We start from the raw sequence: 20,392 nt of genomic DNA, 5'->3' as shown, positions 1-20,392 counted from the left end.
AACCTCTAAAAAGCTGAGTCTTTTAGAGGTTCCCATACTGCTTATACCTTGAACTTTCCAATTTCTCCGGTAACGTTGGCCGCATTTTTCTGATTATTCATCGCGATAGTATTTACTTCCTGCATTGCATTGTTGACTTCCGCTATTCCGGACGCCATTTCAGCCATGCTTTGTGTAATAATCTCAGACAGGTTGGCAAGTTTTTTGATACCGGCTGAAATATCGGTAGCTTCGGAAAGTATGTTATTTGAATCGGCTTTAACCTTCGATGTTATGGCATTCACTTCACTAATAACATTCAAGACGTCTTCACCGCCCTGCATTTGTTCCTTCATGGTACGGATCATGCCGTCTTCCTGTCGATAGATAAAGTCCATCATAGCACTGATTTTTTCAAATTGCTCCGCTACCAGCGGTCCTGCACCATTAAGACTTTCGATCTTATGTTTAAGTTCTTCCAAAACCTTAGTAATACTTGTACCTTGAGCACCCGATTCCTCAGCCAATTTCCGTATCTCATCGGCGACGACTGCAAACCCTTTTCCCGCTTCCCCCGCATGGGCTGCCTCAATTGCAGCATTCATCGCGAGAAGGTTTGTTTGGCTTGCCGTATTTTGAATAACCGTAATAGCATCGAGAAGACTCTCGGATTGCTCCGTTACTACCTTTGTTACCTCAACAACCATCGCAACGGTCTCTTTACCGGTATGAGTTGTTTTTTCAAGGGTTTTAATCGATTGAAGATTTTTTTCAGCCCGTTCTTGTAAAGTCCGGATATTTTTTATAATTTCTTCGATTGTAAGAGATGAACCGGAAATACTTTTAGCTTGATTATCGATATGAAAATCAAGGCTTGACATCGTTTGAGCAATAGAATCTATCTTTGCAGCAGTTTCAGTAACTTCCGTATGCTGAACCATGACGCTGTCTTTTACACTTTCAATATTCCCTGTTATCTCATTAAGTGCTGCAGCAGAATTCACCATTCTTGTAGACAATGTCTGGCTAACCGCTTGCATATTTTTTGCCGTATTAGTGATAACCAAAAAAGAAGCACGGATTTTTTCTATTGCATTATTCATGGATAACGCGATGGCACCGAGCTCGTCGGAATGTACTGCTGCCTGAACGGTAAAATCACCTTCTGCAACTTTATCGAAAATAGCATGGAGTTTAATAAATCGTCCGAATAAATAGCGGAGCATAAACTGATTGACTGCGATCATAACTATTACCAGTACGGCCGTCCATAAAAGAGAATAGCTCATAATCGCGAAAATCGGCGGTGCAAAATCCTTTACAGGAACTGCCATGATAGTATAATAAGGCAAATTGGCAAGCTGTTTTTTTACAACAACCACTCTGCCGAGCGAAGCATCGTCATAGTATTGAAGATTACTGTAGCCGGTTAAGTTTGAAAGAATACCGATCACCTTATTCAGTTTTTTATTTGTAAAGTCGGCATTTGAGCAAAGCGATAATGTATCGGTATTATCAATAATGCCGACCCATGATTGCGGACTAGGTAGCGATTTATTTATTTTAGCAACGGTTTTTTGTAAATCGACTGCCATACCGGCAAATCCGATAGCTTCCCCTGCCGTATTAAATACTTTTACGTTAAACCAAAAATTCGTTTTATTGAGCGTTTTATTATAATCGACACTATAAAATAACGTCTGCGGACTTTTCATCATGGTAAAAAACCATGAATCATCGGCTTCGGTAAGTATATCTTTTTTTACCTGTTTATTACTATCAACAACATAGTAATTACCGGTTAAATTCGAAGCGGCAAAACCGGCAGAAAACTGTTCATCTTGACTAACATCAATCAGTCTTTCGGTAACTTTAGCGCCATTTTCGTTATCTTTTTCATAACTGTTAAACCAATCCAGCAAGTACGGTTCTTCCGCTAAGTCTTGCGAACGTGCTAAGCCCACTGCAAGGTTTGCCTGTAATTCAGAACATGAAGCATCCAACATAAACGGTACGGTCTTATAGAAATTACTTTCCATATATGACCTTGCTTGCATAACGCTAAAAGCGAGGGCTCCGCAAACAGCGATAATAAGCGTCGTTACCAAAAACAGGTTAACTGATGTCCGTATTTTCATAGAGTCTCTCCAGCATAGTAAGAAAAATTTGACGATGGAATGAGTGTACCGTATTTTCGTTTTTATAGCTAGATAGTCATTGCATCATTAGTATCTGATGTGGTTACTTTCCTCTTGCATGAAATTTTATCCAAAATTTCATGCAGTTTATGTTAGAAGAAGGGTAAACACATTAGGCAAATAGACTAAATTCCGCAGAATTATCGGTTGGGAGACCATTTGAGACGCAACGCGGCGAAACTCTGGTTGAACAACCGATAATTCTGCGGGCGTGCATTATATAACCCTGGTGTGTTTACCCTGACTCGGTCGGTGGAGCTTTTTTTTCTTTTATGCTATAGTTAATGCCCTATGGATTATTATGCAGTGCAGGTAAAAACAGGTAAGGAACCGGAGCTGTTAAAAACAATACGGAAATTAAATGAAGAAAAACATGAAATAGAAGCCTATTTTCCGCGCCGCATACTGTATGTTAAAAAGAAAGGTATACGGCACAAAGTTGATGCCCCGGTATTTCCCGGCTATATTTTTTTAGAAATCGCTGACTTATCGCTTCCGCTTTGCTGGCAGCTCCGTAAGACACCGAATTTTTATCATTTTTTGCCGAATAATCAAAATCCACTGCCGCTTGCCGATAATGACCTCGCGCTTTTGCGTCATTTTCTTTCGTTCGGAGAAGTTACTGTTCCGTCTAAAGTATACTTCGACGCGAATGCACGGATATGTGTTGTAGAAGGGGCGCTGAAAGGACTTGAAGGAAAAATTATCAAAGTTGATAGAAGAAAGCAGCGGGCTAAGGTACTGCTCGATATGTACACCGACAGCTTTCCCATCGATTTGGCTTTTGATGTGATAGAGCCGGCAGCTGCCGGTTTAGGTGGAGGGGAGAGATGACAGCTCAAAGTAATAAAGTGCAGCCGACCGTGTATATTATCGGGGCGGGGCTTGCGGGCACCATGATTGCCCACGAAATAAAACGGAAAGGCGTATTCGGCCGTGTTGCGGCATTCCTTGACGACGACCCGCAGAAAATCGGCAGCAAGATTGAAGGAATACCGGTACTCGGGCCGATTCAAGATGTTGCCCGCCTTATCAGAGTGGAAGCGCGGGACGAACTGTTGATTGCCATTCCAAGCATAAAGGCAGAGCGATTACGCGAAATCTATGCGATTGTAAAAGAGGCGGGATTTACTATCATCAAATTACTGCCCGGTATTTCGCAGATTGTGGATGGTAATGCGCACCTCGTACAAGCACGGGAGATAAACCCGCAAGACTTGCTCGGGCGCACACCGATAAAAATCAGCTTAAAAAATAGCCTCACCTATCTGCGCGGAAAGCGGGTACTGATTACCGGCGCAGGCGGCTCCATCGGCAGCGAACTGGCACGGCAGCTCCTTTCAGGCGGCGCCGAGCGGCTTTATCTATTCGGGCATGGGGAAAACTCAATCTACCAGATCGATAAAGAACTGCACCTCTTACAGGAAGAAGGGGTCGGCGATAAGGCAACGATTGTGCCTATCGTGGGTGAGCTGAAAGACCGCGAGTATATGCGGTATATTATCGGGAAGCTCCGCTGCGATGCGGTCTTTCATACGGCGGCTTACAAACACGTACCGCTAATGGAAGCGAACCCCGTCGCCGTCATCGAAAACAACGTGTTCGGCACCAAGAACTTGCTCGACGCCTGTATCGAAAACGGCGTAAAACGCTTTGTGCTTATCTCGACGGATAAGGCGGTTAATCCCGTATCGATTTACGGGGTTTCGAAGATGCTCAACGAAAAGATGGTGCTTGATGCCGCCGCGCGGGTCAAAGAAAAATACGGCAGCGCTGACTATGCCTATATGTTTGTCCGGTTCGGAAACGTGCTCGGCTCGCGCGGCTCAATTTTTCCGCTCTTTGTCGAACAGGTAAAAAAAGGAGGTCCCGTAACGGTAACCTCCCCCGATATGATGCGCTTTTTTATGACCATACCGGAAGCCTGTTCACTCGTATTGCAGACTGGCGGAGTGGGCATCAACGGGCAGTCATACCTACTGGATATGGGCGAACCGGTCAATATTCTGGAAACCGCCCGTCAGCTGATACGGTACATGGGCTACGAACCGGAAAAAGACATACCGATAGAAATCATCGGGGTACGTCCGGGAGAACGGTTGGAAGAGCCGCTAACTTCTGAAACGGAGTACACCGAGCCGACCGAGTATCCAAAAATTCTCTGCCTCCAAAACCGTGAGGAATATGACCGCGGTACCCTCGGCAAACTGCTTACCGCACTACATCCCGTATGCTGTCCTTCGGGGGATCCGGAGCTCTATCGGAATAAAGAATACCTGACGCGTATCCTCTGCGATGCATGTCAGTCGCTTAGGGATGCGCGGTAAAAGCACTTCTCGCACATTAAATCTAAAAGGTTTTATAGGAGATTACATTATATGAACAACACACATCATCAATCTTGTACCACCGTGCTGGTGGGTAAAAAGGCCTCAGTTGACGGTTCGGTGATGATTGCCCGCAACGAGGACTTTCACGAAGCGATTTCGGTTAAACTGTTTACCGTGATGCCCGCAAGCGAGGTAAAAAACCGTACCTATACATCCAAAAATACCGGCGTTACCGTTGCGCTGCCGGATAAGGCGCTGCGCTGCACTTCTACGCCTCAGGCCTTTCAGCTGTTAAAGGGCGATGAAGGCGAATACGGAGAAGCGGGCATCAACGAAAAGAATGTCGCCGTCAGCTCCACCGAAAGCGTATACGGCAATCCGCGCGTGCTTGCGTTCGATCCGCTCGTACCGGACGGTATCGGAGAAGATGCTATCCACAACATCGTAGCACCGTTTATCAATTCCGCGCGGGAAGGGGTTGCCTTTTTAGGTAAGCTCATCGCACAGTACGGTTCGGCGGAAGGCAATGGTATCCTTTTTGCCGATGCGGATGAAGCATGGTATATGGAAATCCCGTGCGGACATTACTGGGTCGCGCAGCGCATCCCCGACGACTGCTATGCCGTCGCACCTAATCAGGTCTGTATCGAAACCATCGATTTTTCAAACGAGCGTGATTTTATGTGGGCGGACGGCATTCAGGCATTTGTCAATACGCATAAGCTCAATCCCGACCGCGAAGGTTTTAACTTCCGGCATATTTTCGGCACTTCAACCGAGAAAGACCGTGTGTACAACACGCCGCGCGCATGGTTTGCACAAAAATACTTAAACCCCGAAATAGAGCAAAGCCCCGTATCCAACGATATCCCGTTTATACGAAAGGCGAGTAGGCTGATTTCGGTAGAAGATGTGCAGTATATCTTGAGTTCGCATTACAACGAAACCGTCTATGATCCGCTCGGCAAGGCGGGAACCGACTACGAAAAAACACAATTCAGAGGCATCTCCCTTTCCCGCACGGCGGAATCCCATATTCTCCAGCTGCGGCGTTTCGGCGTACCGAAAGGCATGGCCGCTATTCAGTGGCTCGCATTCGGCACCACCGCCTTTACCCCCTATGTGCCGTTTTTTACCAACATCAACGACACGCCGAAAATCTACAAAAAAAAGACGGCGACCGTTTCGCTCGAAAATGCCTATTGGCTGTTTAAAATCCTCGGCTTCCTCACCGAAAGCCGCTATCCGGCGTTCCGCGACGCAAATACAACCTATCTGAACGAGATGCAAACCTACGGGTTCAAACGAGTTCACGAGGTTACCGAAGCAGGCAAAGCCCTAACCGGAGAACAGCTGACCGAATTCCTCACTGCAGAAAACGAAAAGACCGCCGCTTACGTCATTAAAAAGACCAAAGACCTGATCGCGCAGCTGATGCTGGAATCGTTTAACTACTCAAAGCTGAGCTTCAAAATGGATAAGAACCTGTAAAAACTCAGGGCAAACGCATCAGACTGTTTTTTTAACAGCCCTGCAGAATAAACAGGCTATTCGACCAGAATAACGCCAAGGAATTGCCATCCGTGTCAATTCCTTGGCTGCCGGTTTTTTCAAAAACCGGTTTCTGTTTATCACCTCTGCCATCCTTGGCAGTTCTGACTGCGGCTCAAATGGTCTCACAGCCTATTTATTCTGCAATTTTGTCTATTTCTCTGATGCGTTTGCCCTTTTCCTGAGAAAAATTGTGCAAAATTTTATCTAAAATTTTGCACAAATGGAAGGTAAAAATATGCTTACGATACGGAATGTTTCAAAGACGTATGGACGGTCAAGGGAAAAGGCGGTTGATAATCTCTCTTTTGAGGCGAAAAGCGGGGAGATTTTCGGCTTTTTAGGGCCGAACGGAGCAGGGAAAACGACGACCATCAAAATGATCACCGGTGTCATTGCGCCCAATTCGGGGGATATTCTCATCGGCGGTACCGATATACTGAAGTATCCGCTGGAAGCAAAGCGGAAAATCGGCTATGTAACGGACAATCCCGAAGTGTTTGTGCAGTTTAAGGCGCTTGAATACCTCAACTTTGTCGCAGACGTGTACGGTGTTTCAACCGAAGAGCGGCAGAAGCGGATTGCGGAGTATACCGCGCTTTTTGAAATCGATACGGTACTGAACACGCGTATCGGGAGTTTTTCGCACGGCATGAAGCAAAAACTGCTCATTGCGGCAAGCCTTATCCATCAGCCGGAATTGTGGATTTTGGATGAACCCATCGTCGGGCTTGACCCTCAATCCGCGTTCCGCCTGAAAACCCTAATGCGGAGCTATGCCGATTCGGGAAAGACGGTGTTTTTTTCCACGCATATCATGGAAATTGCCGAAAAAGTATGCGATAAACTCGCGATTATCAACAAGGGGCAGATGCTGTTTTGCGGGTCGCTGCCTGAACTGCAAGCACAGCGCGGCACAAACGATTCACTTGAACATCTGTTCCTTATGATGACGGAAAGCGGCGCTTCAACCCCTGCTTCTTCGTAAAACAGTAGGTATCTGAAAATCCGGAGCGTTTTTTCGGATACCTGCCGAATTTCAAAATGCTATACTGATGGCGCTATTGTGACGGTGTATTTCACAATACTGCCCTTAGAGATGCGCTATTGTAGTTCGCCACGCTCAACGGAGAATTTTCCGTCTTTCTTTTTTGCTTCAACTTTAATATCGCCGATAGGTTTCCACTCGACCGCAAAAGTGATTGTCGGACTAAATTCATAATATTTACGGGCGCCTACATTCTTTAACTGAGGTTTAATTTCACAATTGAATTTTAATGTCCAATCTTTAAGATAATGGGTAAGGCCTATATCCAGCGATTGGAGTTTAAACCCTGATGCTTCCCGTTTTGATGTATCCCAAAAATAAAATGACTCAACCAAATCGGTCAGTACATTGGTATTGCCGGGAATAACAATCGGCAAATTGAGTGCTTTTTGAAAATATCGTGCAATGACATCATTCCTGCTTGATGAACCGAAAGAAAAATCCCAAAATTCATGGATATTAAAAATAATCTTAGGTGCAAACGTAAAATAGCTATCCGTAATGCGGACTAAATTAAACTGTAAGGTTGACGACAATCCAAGCTGTATTTTGATACGGTTTTTCCATGCATAAATAGTAAAGGGATTGGAAGTATTGGAAAACGAAAAGCCCAAAGCAAAGGGAATAAATCGTTTTTCCGTACCGTCCAGAACCCATGTCTTTAACGACGGGTCAAGTTTTTGCGGTATTTCGCGACTTTGGGTATAAAAGGCTGAAATATATTTCCACCCAAAAGTGATATGCAGCCGCTCATTGCTCTTCTCTTGGATATTATAGATATAGGTTTGGGCAGTCCGTATATCATAGGGAAGCGTCCATGTTACATCTGCCTTAAATGGTTCCCACGCCCATTTATCTGCCACATTCTCTTTTTCGAACAACTTTGTCGAGGCTGTCAATGTTCCATACGGAAATGATACGTTGAGTGAAGTACTATAGGCTTGCAAAAGCGGCGGCAGATTCATAGAAAAAGTAATTTTTTGCGTATACTTTTCCGCAAGTATAACACCGAATACCGCAGATCCCGTATGGGCAGTGATAAAATCTTTATTCCACTTTACCCCCTGTGTTTCCCATTTAGGATTACTATACGAACCGGTAAACGTATTTTTTGCTAAAATTTCCGTGATACTCCAGCTAAAGGATATAGGTTTAAATAGATCGTTATACACAAAAGGATTGACCGTTACTGAGTTTTCGTTTTTCAGCGTATACACATTCGCTTTAAAGTTGTTGAGCTCTAAAATCGGCTTTTTACTTACATCCCGTGTCCAGGGGTGCCGCTGATAATTTCCTGAAATAATAAGGTTACTCGAGAGAGTAATAAGATTTTGCGAATAGGATAGCGTACCTTTTAAACCGGCACTCCCCTTCAGCTGATAATAGCGCGATTCATAATCCTGCCAACGTATATCTTCGGGTTTATTCCACTGTGAAGAAGCAAAGGTTGTCTCTTGTAATGCGGAAAAATCTCCCGAATATGTGAGTGAATATGTAATACTATGATCGAATTCTTTGCCGTATACCGGCTTAAACACCGGAACAAAGGCATCAAAGTATTCCTTTTTATCGGTGTTTTCGGTTTTTCCTGTATCCGATGATGTTTTATCCTTCGTTATAAACGGATGGTCGATACCTTCAACATCGGGGATCTTTTTTGCCGGTTTTTCATTAAACAGTGTATTTGATAATAGTGTTCCTGCAATTGAGATTTTCCCCTCCGGCTTAAAAAGCGACGGATAAAAGAAAACCCGCTGAGGTGCATAGGCTTCTTCACCGGTTGCCGGCGGGTTTGTTTCTTTTGAAGAAAAGTTAACGGTCAGTGATGCGGTATCCAGATTAAATGAAGAAATCCATGGGCTGATTTTCTTAAATGACGGACGGATAGAACCGTTAAGCTTCCACGAATAGGAACTTTCCATTCCTATATCAGCGCCTTTTGCCAACTTATCTTTGTTCAAAAGATAATTAAACCAATTCATGTCCTCCGATCGATCAAAAAAGTCTTTCTTAAAATAAGGGTCGGATACAAAGGGGACATTTATCGAAAGTTGAAACGGCGCCTGCGAAATACCGAAATTGATATGCGCCCTGTATCGAAACGGAAGCGGCATTCCTAAAAAAAAGCTTTTATTGTAGTACCGTTTTCCATTCGTATAATAGGTAGTATGTGTAATACCGTCAATACCGATTCTATTCAGCGGAAAGAGTGTCCGAGACATTCCGAAAAAAAGTGAAAAATCAAGTTGGCTAATCGGCGTATTTTTAGGGATGATCTTTCCGTCTATGCCGACTAAACCACCCAGCTGTGAATAGGTGTCGGCAATGAGTTTGATATAGGCAGGGCTTATATCAGTCGCATCTTCATCAAGGTTCTTAAAAAACAAACCGATTCGTTCTTGCTTTTTAAGCCTATCACTTTTCATGAAATTGGAGAAAGAACCGGATTTTTTTGAATCGGTATCAAGCGGTTTACGACCGAGAAGATATGTCGTTGTTTGAAGAAAATAGCCCTCACGACTGCGGAAGCCGAACACCGGATGAACCACCATTTCATCGGCAGGATGATAAAAAAACGGCAGATATAATATCGGTACAATTCCAATGGAGAAATAACCGTTTGCAAACGCAAGCTCGTTACCCGGCAACAGCCAAATCCGGCTTGCACGGATAGACCACAACGGTTCTTCGTCCGGATCGGGGTTGGTACTTAGTGCGGCATCTTTAAATCCTGTTGTACCACTTGAATCGCGGCCGACCGTTGCCGATTGAATCGTAAAAGGATTTTGCCCCTGTTTCCGCGGAGCCTGTTTAATCGTACCGTCGAGGAATATACCTTCCATCTCATCGATATTGAAGAGCAGCAATTCACCGGTGAACTCTTCCGCCCCTTCGGAACCGCCCGTCTTCCTGCTGTACCGGACATTTCCTTCCGCCTCGATCGTATTTTCCGAACGGTTGTACACCAACTTATCGGACTCAATTGTAGAAACGGATGAGCCTTCTTTTACCGAAACCGAAACGCCGCCGGTAAAGACAATAATGTCATCTTTTTTCCCTTCAATAGCTTTTTGAGCCTCTTCGGTTGTTACCGGAACCTGAGCGCCGGATGTATTTTCCGTGCCGCCGGTTTGTTCTGCCGGAGATTCCGTACTTTCCGTAACAGGAAGTATGTCGGCAGCGGACTGCTGACCGGCATCAGCCTTTATTGCCGCAGAAGACTCCCCTACCGTTTCACTTTTATCAGGATTGGTGCGATACTGCGCCTTATTCTCTTTTTTAAACACCTCCATTATGCGCACGGAATTGATGGTAATAACCTTCGGTTCTTTCGTGGTCTGCGCAGAGGGAGAAGCGAGAATGAATAAAAAAAGGCAAAAAACGGAAACAAGCGGCTTTTTCATTATACGGCTGTCTATAAAAACCTATGAGCTTTTTTGCCGCTGCCGGTCAAGCATCTCTTTGATGTAAAACCCCGTGTAGGAATTTTTCACTTCGGCAACTTCTTCCGGCGTGCCTTCTGCGATAACGGTACCACCGCGGGAACCACCTTCAGGACCGAGGTCGATAATGTGATCGGCTTGTAGGATGACATCGAGATTGTGCTCGATCATAAGGGCGGTATTACCCTGATCCACCAGCCGCTGGATAACCTCCATCAGCTGTTTAACATCTGCAAAATGCAGTCCCGTTGTCGGCTCGTCCAAAATATAGAGCGTTTTCCCAGTCGAACGCTTGGAAAGCTCGTGCGCCAGTTTAACCCGCTGCGCTTCGCCGCCCGACAAGGTAAGCGCCGACTGCCCGAGGCGGATATAGCCGAGCCCTACCGAAAGGAGAGTCTGCATTTTGCGGGCGATCTGCGGCACGGGAGCAAAGAACTCGGCGGCTTCTTCGATGGTCATGTCGAGCACGTCGGAGATGTTCTTCCCCTTGTACCGGACATCGAGCGTTTCTTTGTTAAACCGCTTGCCGCGGCACACATCGCAGGTGATATACACGTCGGGTAAAAAGTTCATTTCGATTGCTATCGCGCCGTCACCCTGACAGTGCTCGCAGCGGCCGCCCCGCACATTAAACGAAAAGCGCCCCGGCTTATAGCCCCGCGCTTTCGCTTCCGGCAAGTTTGCAAACAAGTCGCGAATCGCAGTAAACACTTCTACATAGGTCGCAGGATTCGAGCGGGGCGTTCTGCCGATCGGGCTTTGGTCGATATTGATAACCTTATCGATATGCTCAAGCCCTTTTATCTTTTTGTATGCGCCCTCCGGCAAGCCGCTGCGCATCAGCGCATTGGATACGGCGGGATACAACACATCCGAAAGGAGCGTGGACTTCCCCGAACCGGAAACGCCGGTGATGCAGGTAAAGGCTCCGAGCGGGATGGAAACCGAAACATTCTTTAAATTATGCTCGGTTACTCCCTGCAAAGTTAAAAAGGAGCCGTTCCCTTTCCGCCGTTCCGCGGGAAGTTCCATGCAGAGCGTTCCCGCAAGGTACTGACCGGTAAGGCTTTCCTTTACCTGCATCACCTCGTCGGGAGTACCCGCCGCTACGACAGCACCACCGTGCACCCCTGCACCCGGGCCTAAGTCTACGATGTAGTCGGCGACACGGAGAGTTTGCTCGTCGTGTTCTACCACGATGAGCGTATTGCCGAGGTTGCGCAGGTACAGCAGCGTATCGATCAGCCGCTGATTATCCCGCTGGTGCAATCCGATGGACGGTTCGTCAAGGATGTACAGCACTCCGATTAAGCTGGAGCCGATTTGGGTCGCAAGCCGTATCCGCTGCGATTCCCCGCCGGACAGCGTCGCCGCCTTCCGTTCAAGGGTAATATAGTCAAGCCCCACGTTTTTCATAAATTGGAGGCGGGAGGTTATCTCTTTTAAAATCTGGTGTGCAATAGTCTTTTCCGTAGCGGTCAGCTTGAGCTTTTCAAAAAACGTAATTGAATCGCCGACGGAAAGGCTGCTTAACTCGTAAATATTTTTACCGCCGACGGTAACGGCTAAGGCTTCGGGCTTTAAACGCTTACCGCCGCAGTGTTCGCACGTCGTAACCGCCATATATTTTTCGTACGATTCCCGCTGCGCTGCCGAATACGCTTCGTTATAGCGGCGCTGCATATCGGCATAGATACCGAGCCACGGACGGCGGTACTTTGACTTACCCGACCCGTCCTGCCGTTCGTACACAAATTCAATCGGTTCAAGGCCGGAGCCGTCCATGATAATCTTTAAATCTTTTTTTGATAAATCTTTTACCGGCGTGTCGAGTGAAAAACCGAAGCGGCGGGCAAGCGACTCAAAACGGGCGCGGTTCCACGCAGAATCGGGATTATAGGGCAAGAACGCCCCCTCGTTAAAGGACAGCGAGGTGTCGGGAACCATCAGCTTAAAGTCGAAACGCTGCTTATGCCCCAGACCGGTACATTCGGGGCAGGCGCCGTAAGGGTTGTTAAACGAAAAAAGGCGTGGCTGCAAATCCGGCATCGAAATACCGCAGTCGGGACAGGCATTCTTTTGCGAAAAGAATACTTCCGTTATCGGGTCATCCGCTGTCTTTTGCCGCAACGCTATCAACGTTCCGCCGGAACTTTCCAACGCAGTCTCTACCGACTCCGAAAGCCGTTTGCGGGCATCGGCGGACAGCTGAATACGGTCGACGACAATCTCTATGGTGTGTTTCTTTTGTTTATCGAGCTTAATACCGTCTTCCAAATTAACCGTTAGTCCATCGATGCGCGCACGGAGAAAACCCGCCTTTTGGGCGTCTTCGATAATCTTCTGGTGTTCGCCCTTCTTGCCCTTGATAATCGGCGCGAGGATTTGAACACGGGTACGGTCTTCCCAGCTCATAATCGCATCGATAATTTGATCGACCGTTTGCTCCTGAATTTCTTTCCCGCACTGCGGACAATGCGGATGCCCCGTTCGGGCATACAGGAGGCGGTAGTAGTCGTAAATTTCCGTTACCGTACCGACCGTCGAGCGCGGATTACGGTGTGTGGTCTTTTGCTCTATGGAAATAGCCGGAGACAAGCCTTCGATATAATCGACATCGGGCTTATCCATACGGTCTAAGAACTGCCGCGCATACGCCGAAAGGGATTCCACATACCGCCGCTGCCCCTCGGCAAAGATGGTATCAAAAGCAAGAGAGCTCTTCCCCGAACCGGAAAGCCCCGACACCACAATGAGCTTGTCGCGGGGCAGCTCCACATCGATATTTTTGAGATTGTGCTCGCGCGCACCTTTAACAATGAGTTTATTCACGTGCGCACGATTCTGTACTTCATTTTCTTGCATGATAAAGATTAAATTAACGCTTATTTCGCCTTGCCTTGATTCGCAACGGCATTGATCTTGGCATTGATTTTTTCCTGATCTCCCAAATAGGCCTTACTCACCACATTAAAATTAGTATCAAATTCATAGACAAGCGGAACGCCCGTCGGCAAATTTACCTGAATAATCTCTTCATCGCTGAGGTGCTCGAAGTATTTAATAAGTGCACGGAGCGAATTACCGTGGGCGGCAATCAGTACGCGCTTACCTGCCAGCATATCTCTTTTAATTACCGATTCGAAATACGGAACAGCCCGTGCAATGGTATCTTTCAGGCTTTCGGTACGCGGTAGCTCGGCCTTGTCGATGCCGCGGTATGCAGTTTGGAGATACGGACAGCGTGTATCGTTTTCGGCAAGGACGGGCGGCGCAATATCGAAGGAACGGCGCCAAATCTTTACCTGCGCTTCTCCGTATTTTTCAGCCGTTTCAGCTTTGTTCAATCCTTGCAGATCGCCGTAATGTCGTTCGTTCAGCTTCCATGTTTTAACGACGGGAAGCCAGTTGCGGTCAAGCTCATCCAATACGAATTGCAGCGTATGAATCGCCCGTTTTAAGTATGAGGTATAGCAGATATCAAAGTCAAAACCGGCTGTGGCAAGCGCTTTTCCGCCTTCCTTTGCTTCCTCTACGCCCTTTTCCGACAGTTCAACATCAGTCCAACCGGTAAACAGGTTCAACTTGTTCCATTCACTTTCGCCATGCCGTATAAGCACTAATTTCATTTTCTACCCCCTATGATATGAAAAAACGGTAATTCATCTCCGAAAATATCGGATATTCTTTTTCTCTTTTAATCAGCCGATCGGTACCGATCGAGCCGGAACCGAGTGAATCATACACATCGGTAAAGGCAGCAAGATGCTCCTCGCATTCTGCAGCGGCGTATTCGGCAGAGGTTTGGGCATCCGCCATCAACGGCCAATCAGTCGATTGGGCAAGCAACAACTCTTTCGCTGCCATATTCAGCATCCGCTCTTTAATACCTTGGTCACTGGGAAAACGTCCGGCAAGGTCGATCATCCGTTCGGTAGCCTTTTGAATACGGGGAAACATCCAATCGTTTGAGCTGTTGATCAGTTCATCCGCATATCCGCTCGGCAGGTTAGAAGCATAAAAAGGATTAATACTCTGTATCCGCCGCACTTTTTTCAGGTATTCGGCGGGTAAAGCGCATTGCATATCATGCCGCTGTGCGAGTTTGCGAAATACGGCTTCCAACCACCACATTCCCTCCGTCCATGTTTTGCCGAGAAACCTTAGCGGAAGCACGGAAACTGAACACAGCGGATCGGGATCGATATCAAGCAATTCTGCAGCCTCCGTTAATACCGCATCACGGTTTGCAAGAAACCGCTCAGCATCTTTTTCCGCTTGCAGTGCGCCTGCCGCTGCGTCATAGTCGCCGCCGCCTCGCCGGTGATAACAAAATCCTGTTGTACGCCGTCCTTTTTTCACATCGAACAGGGGCGAAAGCGCTTGTTCATCCAGTTCAAACCCGGCATCTTTATCGGTATCGAGGTAATCGGGGTGCAGATAAAAACCGGTTTCGGAATGTGCAATATCGGTGTATGCGGTACTGTCTTTTCCTAAAAACGAAAGCCCGCTTTCTCCCATCGCGGCGGAAAAGACACCATTCACCGGCGGCCGATCGGCAAATAAGAAACTTTGGCTTTCCAATACGGTATAATCGATACCGTACGACTTGATCATACTGTCCAGCCCCGTATCATACCCCATCGATGGGAGCCAAAACCCTGCGGGAACCGTTGCAAAATCCTCCCGAAAACTGCTGAGTCCTTGTTCAATCTGAACGGTAAGCGCTTCGGGCATAGCCTGATAAAACGGGAAAAAACATGGCGTCGCCGATGTTGCAAGCAGTTCAATACAGCCTTTAGCAGCAAAGGAATTTATTCCGCTCAAAATATTTTTTTTATAACGGACATAAAAATCTTCTCGGTTCATCTGTAAAAACTCAAGGGACAGCCGTACAAGAGCTTCCCGAGGTGAGCCTGCTGCCCGCTTTAATTCCTGCTGTGCAAATACGATATGCTGATCCAAGTACACGCCGTACCGTTCTTGACACAAAGGAGATTTCAGCATTTCGCACAAAAGCGGAGAAATGACCAGCGCACACTTAAACGGAACAGCATCGGCATCCAAACGGCTGCATATCCGTAAAAACGGTAAAAAACCGTACGATAGCATTTCATATAACTGTGTCGCTTCAAGCGGCTCATTCTCTTCCGAATGACGGATATACGGTACGTGAGCATGAAAAATAAAAAGTAAGGTCTTTTTAATCATCGGGTACCTCGAATATACTGTTCTTCGAACACGGGGATGGCGAAACAGCAACCGACTTTCAAGACATCCCCAAGCTTTTTTATCTAAAGGCCTGCCGGTAATGCCTAAAGTGGGACTTCTTTAAAGCAGCCAATCCCGATAGACTGATTATCTTATTCACCGCATTTTGTGAAATGCAAAGCCGTTGTGGAATATTCTTCCGCTGCATGCCGACGATATTCGATTGTGCCAATATCTGCTCACGGCCGTTCGTAAAATGAGCCATTAAATCGATACGATGCAGGTATTCGTCAAAAGAGACATGCACATAGTGCCTACGGTCTTCCTTGAGTACCTGTATATCAAAAAAGTCTAATGATTTTGAAGTATTCTCAGGATCGAGGGAATGTACACGCAGTGAAAAAAAAGAAAAATCTTTCGCTTCCGTTAATTCGGTAAAAAGGCGTTTATGAAAATCCCAAAAGACAAAAAACCACAGCGGATTTTTTAAGATAACCCGTATTTCGGTCATATTATAGCTATAGGTTGCCTCATGAGGCTTTACAGACGCCGCAATGGAATCACCACTGTATTCATCATTCGCAGTACCGTCATCAAGATCGAGCAATTCGCCGATCAAAAGATGCCTCGTCAAATCCGACGACAAAAACAGCCCATATTGGTCTGCCAATGCAAAAAGAGCATCCGTCGACAGTGTTTGCAAATAAGATCTGGTAAATTTCACCGCATTACCCATTGAGGCATCATCTAAAATATTCATCGTTATGTCAAGACTCAAGCCTTTTGAAATAGACTGTTAAGCAGTTGTACATCCGTGTACAACTGCTTAACGACGAGATTTGTGCATAACACAAATCTCGCTCCTGTATAAAACCACTGCCATCCTTGGCAGTTCTGAAGATGCTAGGAGCCTAGCCAAAATAAAGCGGAGACACGCCACAGAATGTACATCCTATACATTCTGTGGCTACGAGTTTAGCTCAAATCTAAACTCGCTACTGATTTATTTCTCCGCCATCCTTGGCGGAAATGATACGTTGAGCATTTTCAGTAGGACCATAATAAAATAGCCTTTCCGTAAGCCTTTTGAAATAGACGATGCAGATGCTAGGAGCGTACAAAAAACACCCGCAGGCGTACTTTTTGTACGTCGAGGACTGTTTTTTGTTAAGCGACAACGCAGATGCATCGTATATTTCAAAAGGAGGTTGCGTCTTTTAGGTATATACTATAGTATAGAACACCTCTGAATTCACAATCGCCCTTTCGGCGGCGCACCTATGCGTATCAAAGATGAGCAAAAAGATGGATATAATCGATTTTATTTACAACATTGTTAAAGGTCTCAATTTACCTACCACAATACTGATATCCTTTGCGTTGATATTGATAAGCGGCTTTTTAGTCACTCGATTCACAAAAAGGATTCAGCTGCCGAAGGTAAGCGGCTATATTCTAGCAGGTATTTTAATAGGCCCAAGCGGATTGCATTTAATCCATCGGCATTTTATCGTCAACTTGGACGTTATTTCGATTATCGCACTCAGTTTTATCGCTTTTGATATGGGAAGATACTTTAAGCGGAGCGACGGCAGAAAGGAATTCCGGAATGTCGTCTTTATCACGCTTTGCGAATCTCTGTTAGCAGGATGCTTAGTAACCGTTGTTATGCTCTTCGTATTTAAAATGAGGCTGTCTTTCTCACTCTTACTCGGTGCGATTGCGACCGCAACAGCCCCCGCCAGCACTATTATGACGATAAAGGAATACAACGGTAAAGGCCCCTTTGTCGATCTGCTGTTGCGTATCACCGCCTTTGACGATGTTGTCTGCCTTTTTGTGTTCAGTATCATGGTTGCCGTCGTCAATGCACAGGAAAGCGATGTGTTTAATATTATGAGTATTGTGATGCCGATTACGCTTAATGCCGCAATGCTGATGTTGGGATTCATGACCGCTCTGTGTATGGAGTTTCTCATTACAGAAAAACGGAGCTTTGACAATCGCCTGATTTTAGCCGTCGCATTTCTTTTTTTAATTTCCGGTATCTGTTCATACTTCGAGGTAAGCCCGCTGCTTGCCTGTATGGTATGCGGCGCCGTATATTACAACCGGACAAACGATAAAACCCTATTCGACCAAATGAATAATTTTTCTCCTCCGGTGATGAGCAGTTTTTTTATCATCTCCGGTATGAATATGGATCTGACCATTATCGTAACGGCGGGGATTATCGGAGTCGCGTATTTTTGTATCAGGATAATCGGAAAATATATCGGCGCATACACATCGTGCAAAATACTGTCCATCGATAAGAAGATAACGGACAATATGGGTTTTGCTCTGATGCCGCAAGCGGGTGTTGCAATCGGGCTCGCGTTTATGGGGAAAGCGATGCTGCCTGAAAAGGACGGTCTCATCTTATTCAATATCATTCTGGCTTCTTCGGTATTATATGAATTGATGGGACCGGTAACTGCAAAAATAGCGCTGATACGCTCAGGTGCGATTAAGCCTCAGAATATCAAAAATCATTGAAATGATTTCCATTTTACGATATATTAACGAATAGTATCATGAAAATCGTTATTATGTATGAAAATGCGGAAAAGAAAATCGCCGAAGCAGCTGCACGCATTATTGAATCTCATCAATGCGATGTCAAACACTGTCAAGCCGAAAGGTTATGGAAAGACAATACATGCTCTCCCGCAGCTCTGCTACAGGATGCCTCGCATATTTTATTTATTTTCGGTAAGAATACACCTACGTTAGACCCTGCATTTATTTTCATTTTAGGTCTTGGTATCGGAAAGCATCTTCCTATCTTAACACTGGGACAGAGAAAGTCATTACCCTTACCGGAAAACTGTAAACAATTTATCATCCCGTTGGCACTTGATATATTTGAAGATTTTTTTGTTAAAGAGCAGCAGAATTTTCTAACAGTAGAACGAAAGCGGCTTGCCCGCGAACAGCTGCTGGATATCGGCTGTCCTTGTTTTGAATCAAACTTTACGACAGCAGTAGAAGAAGGCAAATACGAAATTGTCAAGCTGTTTTTGGAGGCCGGATTCAGTGCTTCACAGCGGGACACGCGCGGTACTCCGGTACTTTCGCTTGCCGTCAGAAATACACACTATGAGATTACCACACTCCTGCTCACCTATGGAGCAGAGATAAATCTCCGTGCCGAAGACCGTTCCTATTCGGCATTGATGGAAGCCGCTCAAATCGGCGATTTAAAGACCGCAGAATTACTGCTCTCAAAAAATGCCGATACAAACATTCAGAGCAAGGATGGACAAACGGCATTAATACTTGCCGTCGGCAGGCAGGATGTCCCAATGGTACAGATCCTCATCAAGCACAAGGCAGATTGGAATATTTCCGATCATTTAGGTATGTCCGCATTGGGATATGCAAAGCTGTTTCACAATAAAGAGATTTTAGAAGCTATGCAGCAGCCTTAGCTACGTCTGATCCGGCACTATCAATATCAATGTCCTTCAAAAAGATCAGCCGTTTTATTCGGCTAAAAGTGTGTGATAAGGTGAATTATTATGAAAGAGAAACTTGAAAGCTTATCGGTTCGCTGGAAAGAACTGGAAGAAGAAATACAAGACCCTGCGTTGATCAAAAACCAAAGCCGCTACAAGGAAGTAATGCGGGAACATGCCTATCTGTCAAAGCTGATGGAAGAATATGAGCATTATCTCCGGTTTGAAGAAGAAATTACCCAAACCCGTGCAATGATGCAGGAAGAAACCGACCATGACTTGAAAGAGATGGCGCGGGAGGAACTGCATAACCTTGAAGCTCAACTGGAGCAAAGCGAGAACAACCTTAAAGTGTTGCTCATTCCGCCCGACCCGCTGGAAGAAAAAAATATCATTATGGAAATACGCGGCGGTACCGGCGGCGAAGAAGCGGCGCTCTTTGCAGCGGATCTGTTAAAAATGTATACGCACTATGCGGAGTTGAAAAACTGGAAATACGAAATTCTTTCCTCAAATGAAACCGAGCTGGGCGGGTTTAAAGAAGTAACGCTGTCCATTTCGGGCAAATATGTGTACGGAAGCCTCCGCTATGAATCGGGAGTACACCGCGTACAGCGCGTACCGGAAACGGAAGGCTCGGGGCGTATCCACACGAGTGCGGTAACCGTTGCAGTTTTACCCGAAGCTGAGGAAACGGAAATCGTTATCAAGCAGGAAGATTTGCGCATCGACGTTATGCGTGCAGGCGGTCCCGGCGGTCAGTGCGTCAACACCACCGACTCCGCCGTGCGGATTACCCATATCCCGACCGGTCTTGTCGTTATCTGTCAGGACGAAAAAAGCCAGATTAAAAATAAGGCGAAGGCAATGCGCGTATTGCGGAGCCGCCTCTACGATATGGAAGAGGCGAAGAAGCAATCGGAGCGGGCGGAAGACCGGAAAAATCAAGTCGGTTCGGGAGACCGTTCGGAACGCATCCGCACCTACAACTATCCGCAAAACCGTGTAACCGACCACCGTATTAACCTGACCCTCTACAAGCTCGATGCGATTATGCAAGGAGACCTCAACGAAATCGTCGAAGCACTCTGCATTGCCGCCCGCGAGCAAATGATGAAAGCGCAAAGCTAGC

Annotated in this window: 13 protein-coding genes; 7 read left to right on the top strand and 6 right to left on the bottom strand. The window is 46.1% G+C overall.

The annotated features are described in order from the left end of the window. Window positions 1-41: 41 nt before the first annotated feature. Entirely contained in the window at window positions 42-2,117 is a 2,076-nt protein-coding gene (locus E4N66_RS06555) for a methyl-accepting chemotaxis protein (protein ID WP_044016336.1), read from the bottom strand. Window positions 2,118-2,468: 351 nt separating this feature from the next. On the opposite strand from E4N66_RS06555, the gene loaP reads away from it, so the two are divergent. From loaP to E4N66_RS06535, 4 genes are all read left to right on the top strand, one after another. Further along, a complete protein-coding gene (loaP, locus tag E4N66_RS06550) occupies window positions 2,469-3,011 on the top strand; it encodes an antiterminator LoaP (protein ID WP_253727375.1) in 543 nt (180 codons plus the stop codon). Then, window positions 3,008-4,504 (top strand): polysaccharide biosynthesis protein, encoded by a 1,497-nt coding sequence (locus E4N66_RS06545; RefSeq protein ID WP_253727374.1) that lies wholly within the window; start codon window positions 3,008-3,010, stop codon window positions 4,502-4,504. The genes loaP and E4N66_RS06545 overlap by 4 nt, the downstream gene beginning before the upstream one ends. Before the next feature lie 51 nt (window positions 4,505-4,555). After that, entirely contained in the window at window positions 4,556-5,998 is a 1,443-nt protein-coding gene (locus E4N66_RS06540; protein ID WP_253727373.1) for a C69 family dipeptidase, read from the top strand. Between the two features lie 298 nt (window positions 5,999-6,296). Next, window positions 6,297-7,046: an ABC transporter ATP-binding protein gene (locus tag E4N66_RS06535; RefSeq protein WP_253727372.1), complete on the top strand. Its 750-nt coding sequence runs from the start codon at window positions 6,297-6,299 to the stop codon at window positions 7,044-7,046. 116 nt (window positions 7,047-7,162) lie between these two features. Here E4N66_RS06535 and E4N66_RS06530 read toward each other — a convergent pair whose 3' ends face one another. From E4N66_RS06530 to E4N66_RS06510, 5 genes are all read right to left on the bottom strand, one after another. Further along, a complete protein-coding gene (locus tag E4N66_RS06530) occupies window positions 7,163-10,510 on the bottom strand; it encodes an LPS-assembly protein LptD (protein ID WP_253727371.1) in 3,348 nt (1,115 codons plus the stop codon). Between the two features lie 21 nt (window positions 10,511-10,531). After that, window positions 10,532-13,414: an excinuclease ABC subunit UvrA gene (uvrA, locus tag E4N66_RS06525; protein WP_253727370.1), complete on the bottom strand. Its 2,883-nt coding sequence runs from the start codon at window positions 13,412-13,414 to the stop codon at window positions 10,532-10,534. A gap of 20 nt (window positions 13,415-13,434) precedes the next feature. Then, window positions 13,435-14,178, bottom strand: coding sequence for a 2,3-diphosphoglycerate-dependent phosphoglycerate mutase (gene gpmA / locus E4N66_RS06520; RefSeq protein WP_253674699.1), 744 nt, complete (start codon window positions 14,176-14,178; stop codon window positions 13,435-13,437). Window positions 14,179-14,188: 10 nt separating this feature from the next. After that, the gene (locus tag E4N66_RS06515) at window positions 14,189-15,760 is read right to left on the bottom strand and encodes a 1,4-alpha-glucan branching protein domain-containing protein (protein WP_044016317.1); all 1,572 of its coding nucleotides are present in this window, start codon (window positions 15,758-15,760) and stop codon (window positions 14,189-14,191) included. A gap of 79 nt (window positions 15,761-15,839) precedes the next feature. Further along, a complete protein-coding gene (locus E4N66_RS06510) occupies window positions 15,840-16,520 on the bottom strand; it encodes a DUF4912 domain-containing protein (RefSeq protein WP_044017343.1) in 681 nt (226 codons plus the stop codon). A gap of 545 nt (window positions 16,521-17,065) precedes the next feature. Between E4N66_RS06510 and E4N66_RS06505 the strand changes: the two genes are divergently transcribed. The 3 genes from E4N66_RS06505 to prfA all read left to right on the top strand — a co-directional run bounded on the left by E4N66_RS06505 (window position 17,066) and on the right by prfA (window position 20,391). Beyond that, complete coding sequence (locus tag E4N66_RS06505; protein WP_044016314.1) at window positions 17,066-18,298, top strand: cation:proton antiporter; 1,233 nt, start codon at window positions 17,066-17,068, stop codon at window positions 18,296-18,298. 38 nt (window positions 18,299-18,336) lie between these two features. Beyond that, on the top strand, window positions 18,337-19,233 hold the full coding sequence (locus E4N66_RS06500; protein WP_253729416.1) for an ankyrin repeat domain-containing protein: 897 nt from the start codon (window positions 18,337-18,339) through the stop codon (window positions 19,231-19,233). A 90-nt stretch (window positions 19,234-19,323) separates the two neighbouring features. After that, window positions 19,324-20,391: a peptide chain release factor 1 gene (gene prfA, locus E4N66_RS06495; protein ID WP_253729415.1), complete on the top strand. Its 1,068-nt coding sequence runs from the start codon at window positions 19,324-19,326 to the stop codon at window positions 20,389-20,391. The last annotated feature ends 1 nt before the right edge of the window (window position 20,392 follow it).

Origin of the sequence: Treponema sp. OMZ 857 (assembly GCF_024181085.1) — a bacterium.
Lineage (GTDB): Bacteria > Spirochaetota > Spirochaetia > Treponematales > Treponemataceae > Treponema.
The sequence above is the reverse complement of the archived record's forward strand: the minus strand, read 5'-3'. Positions and strand labels throughout refer to the sequence as shown.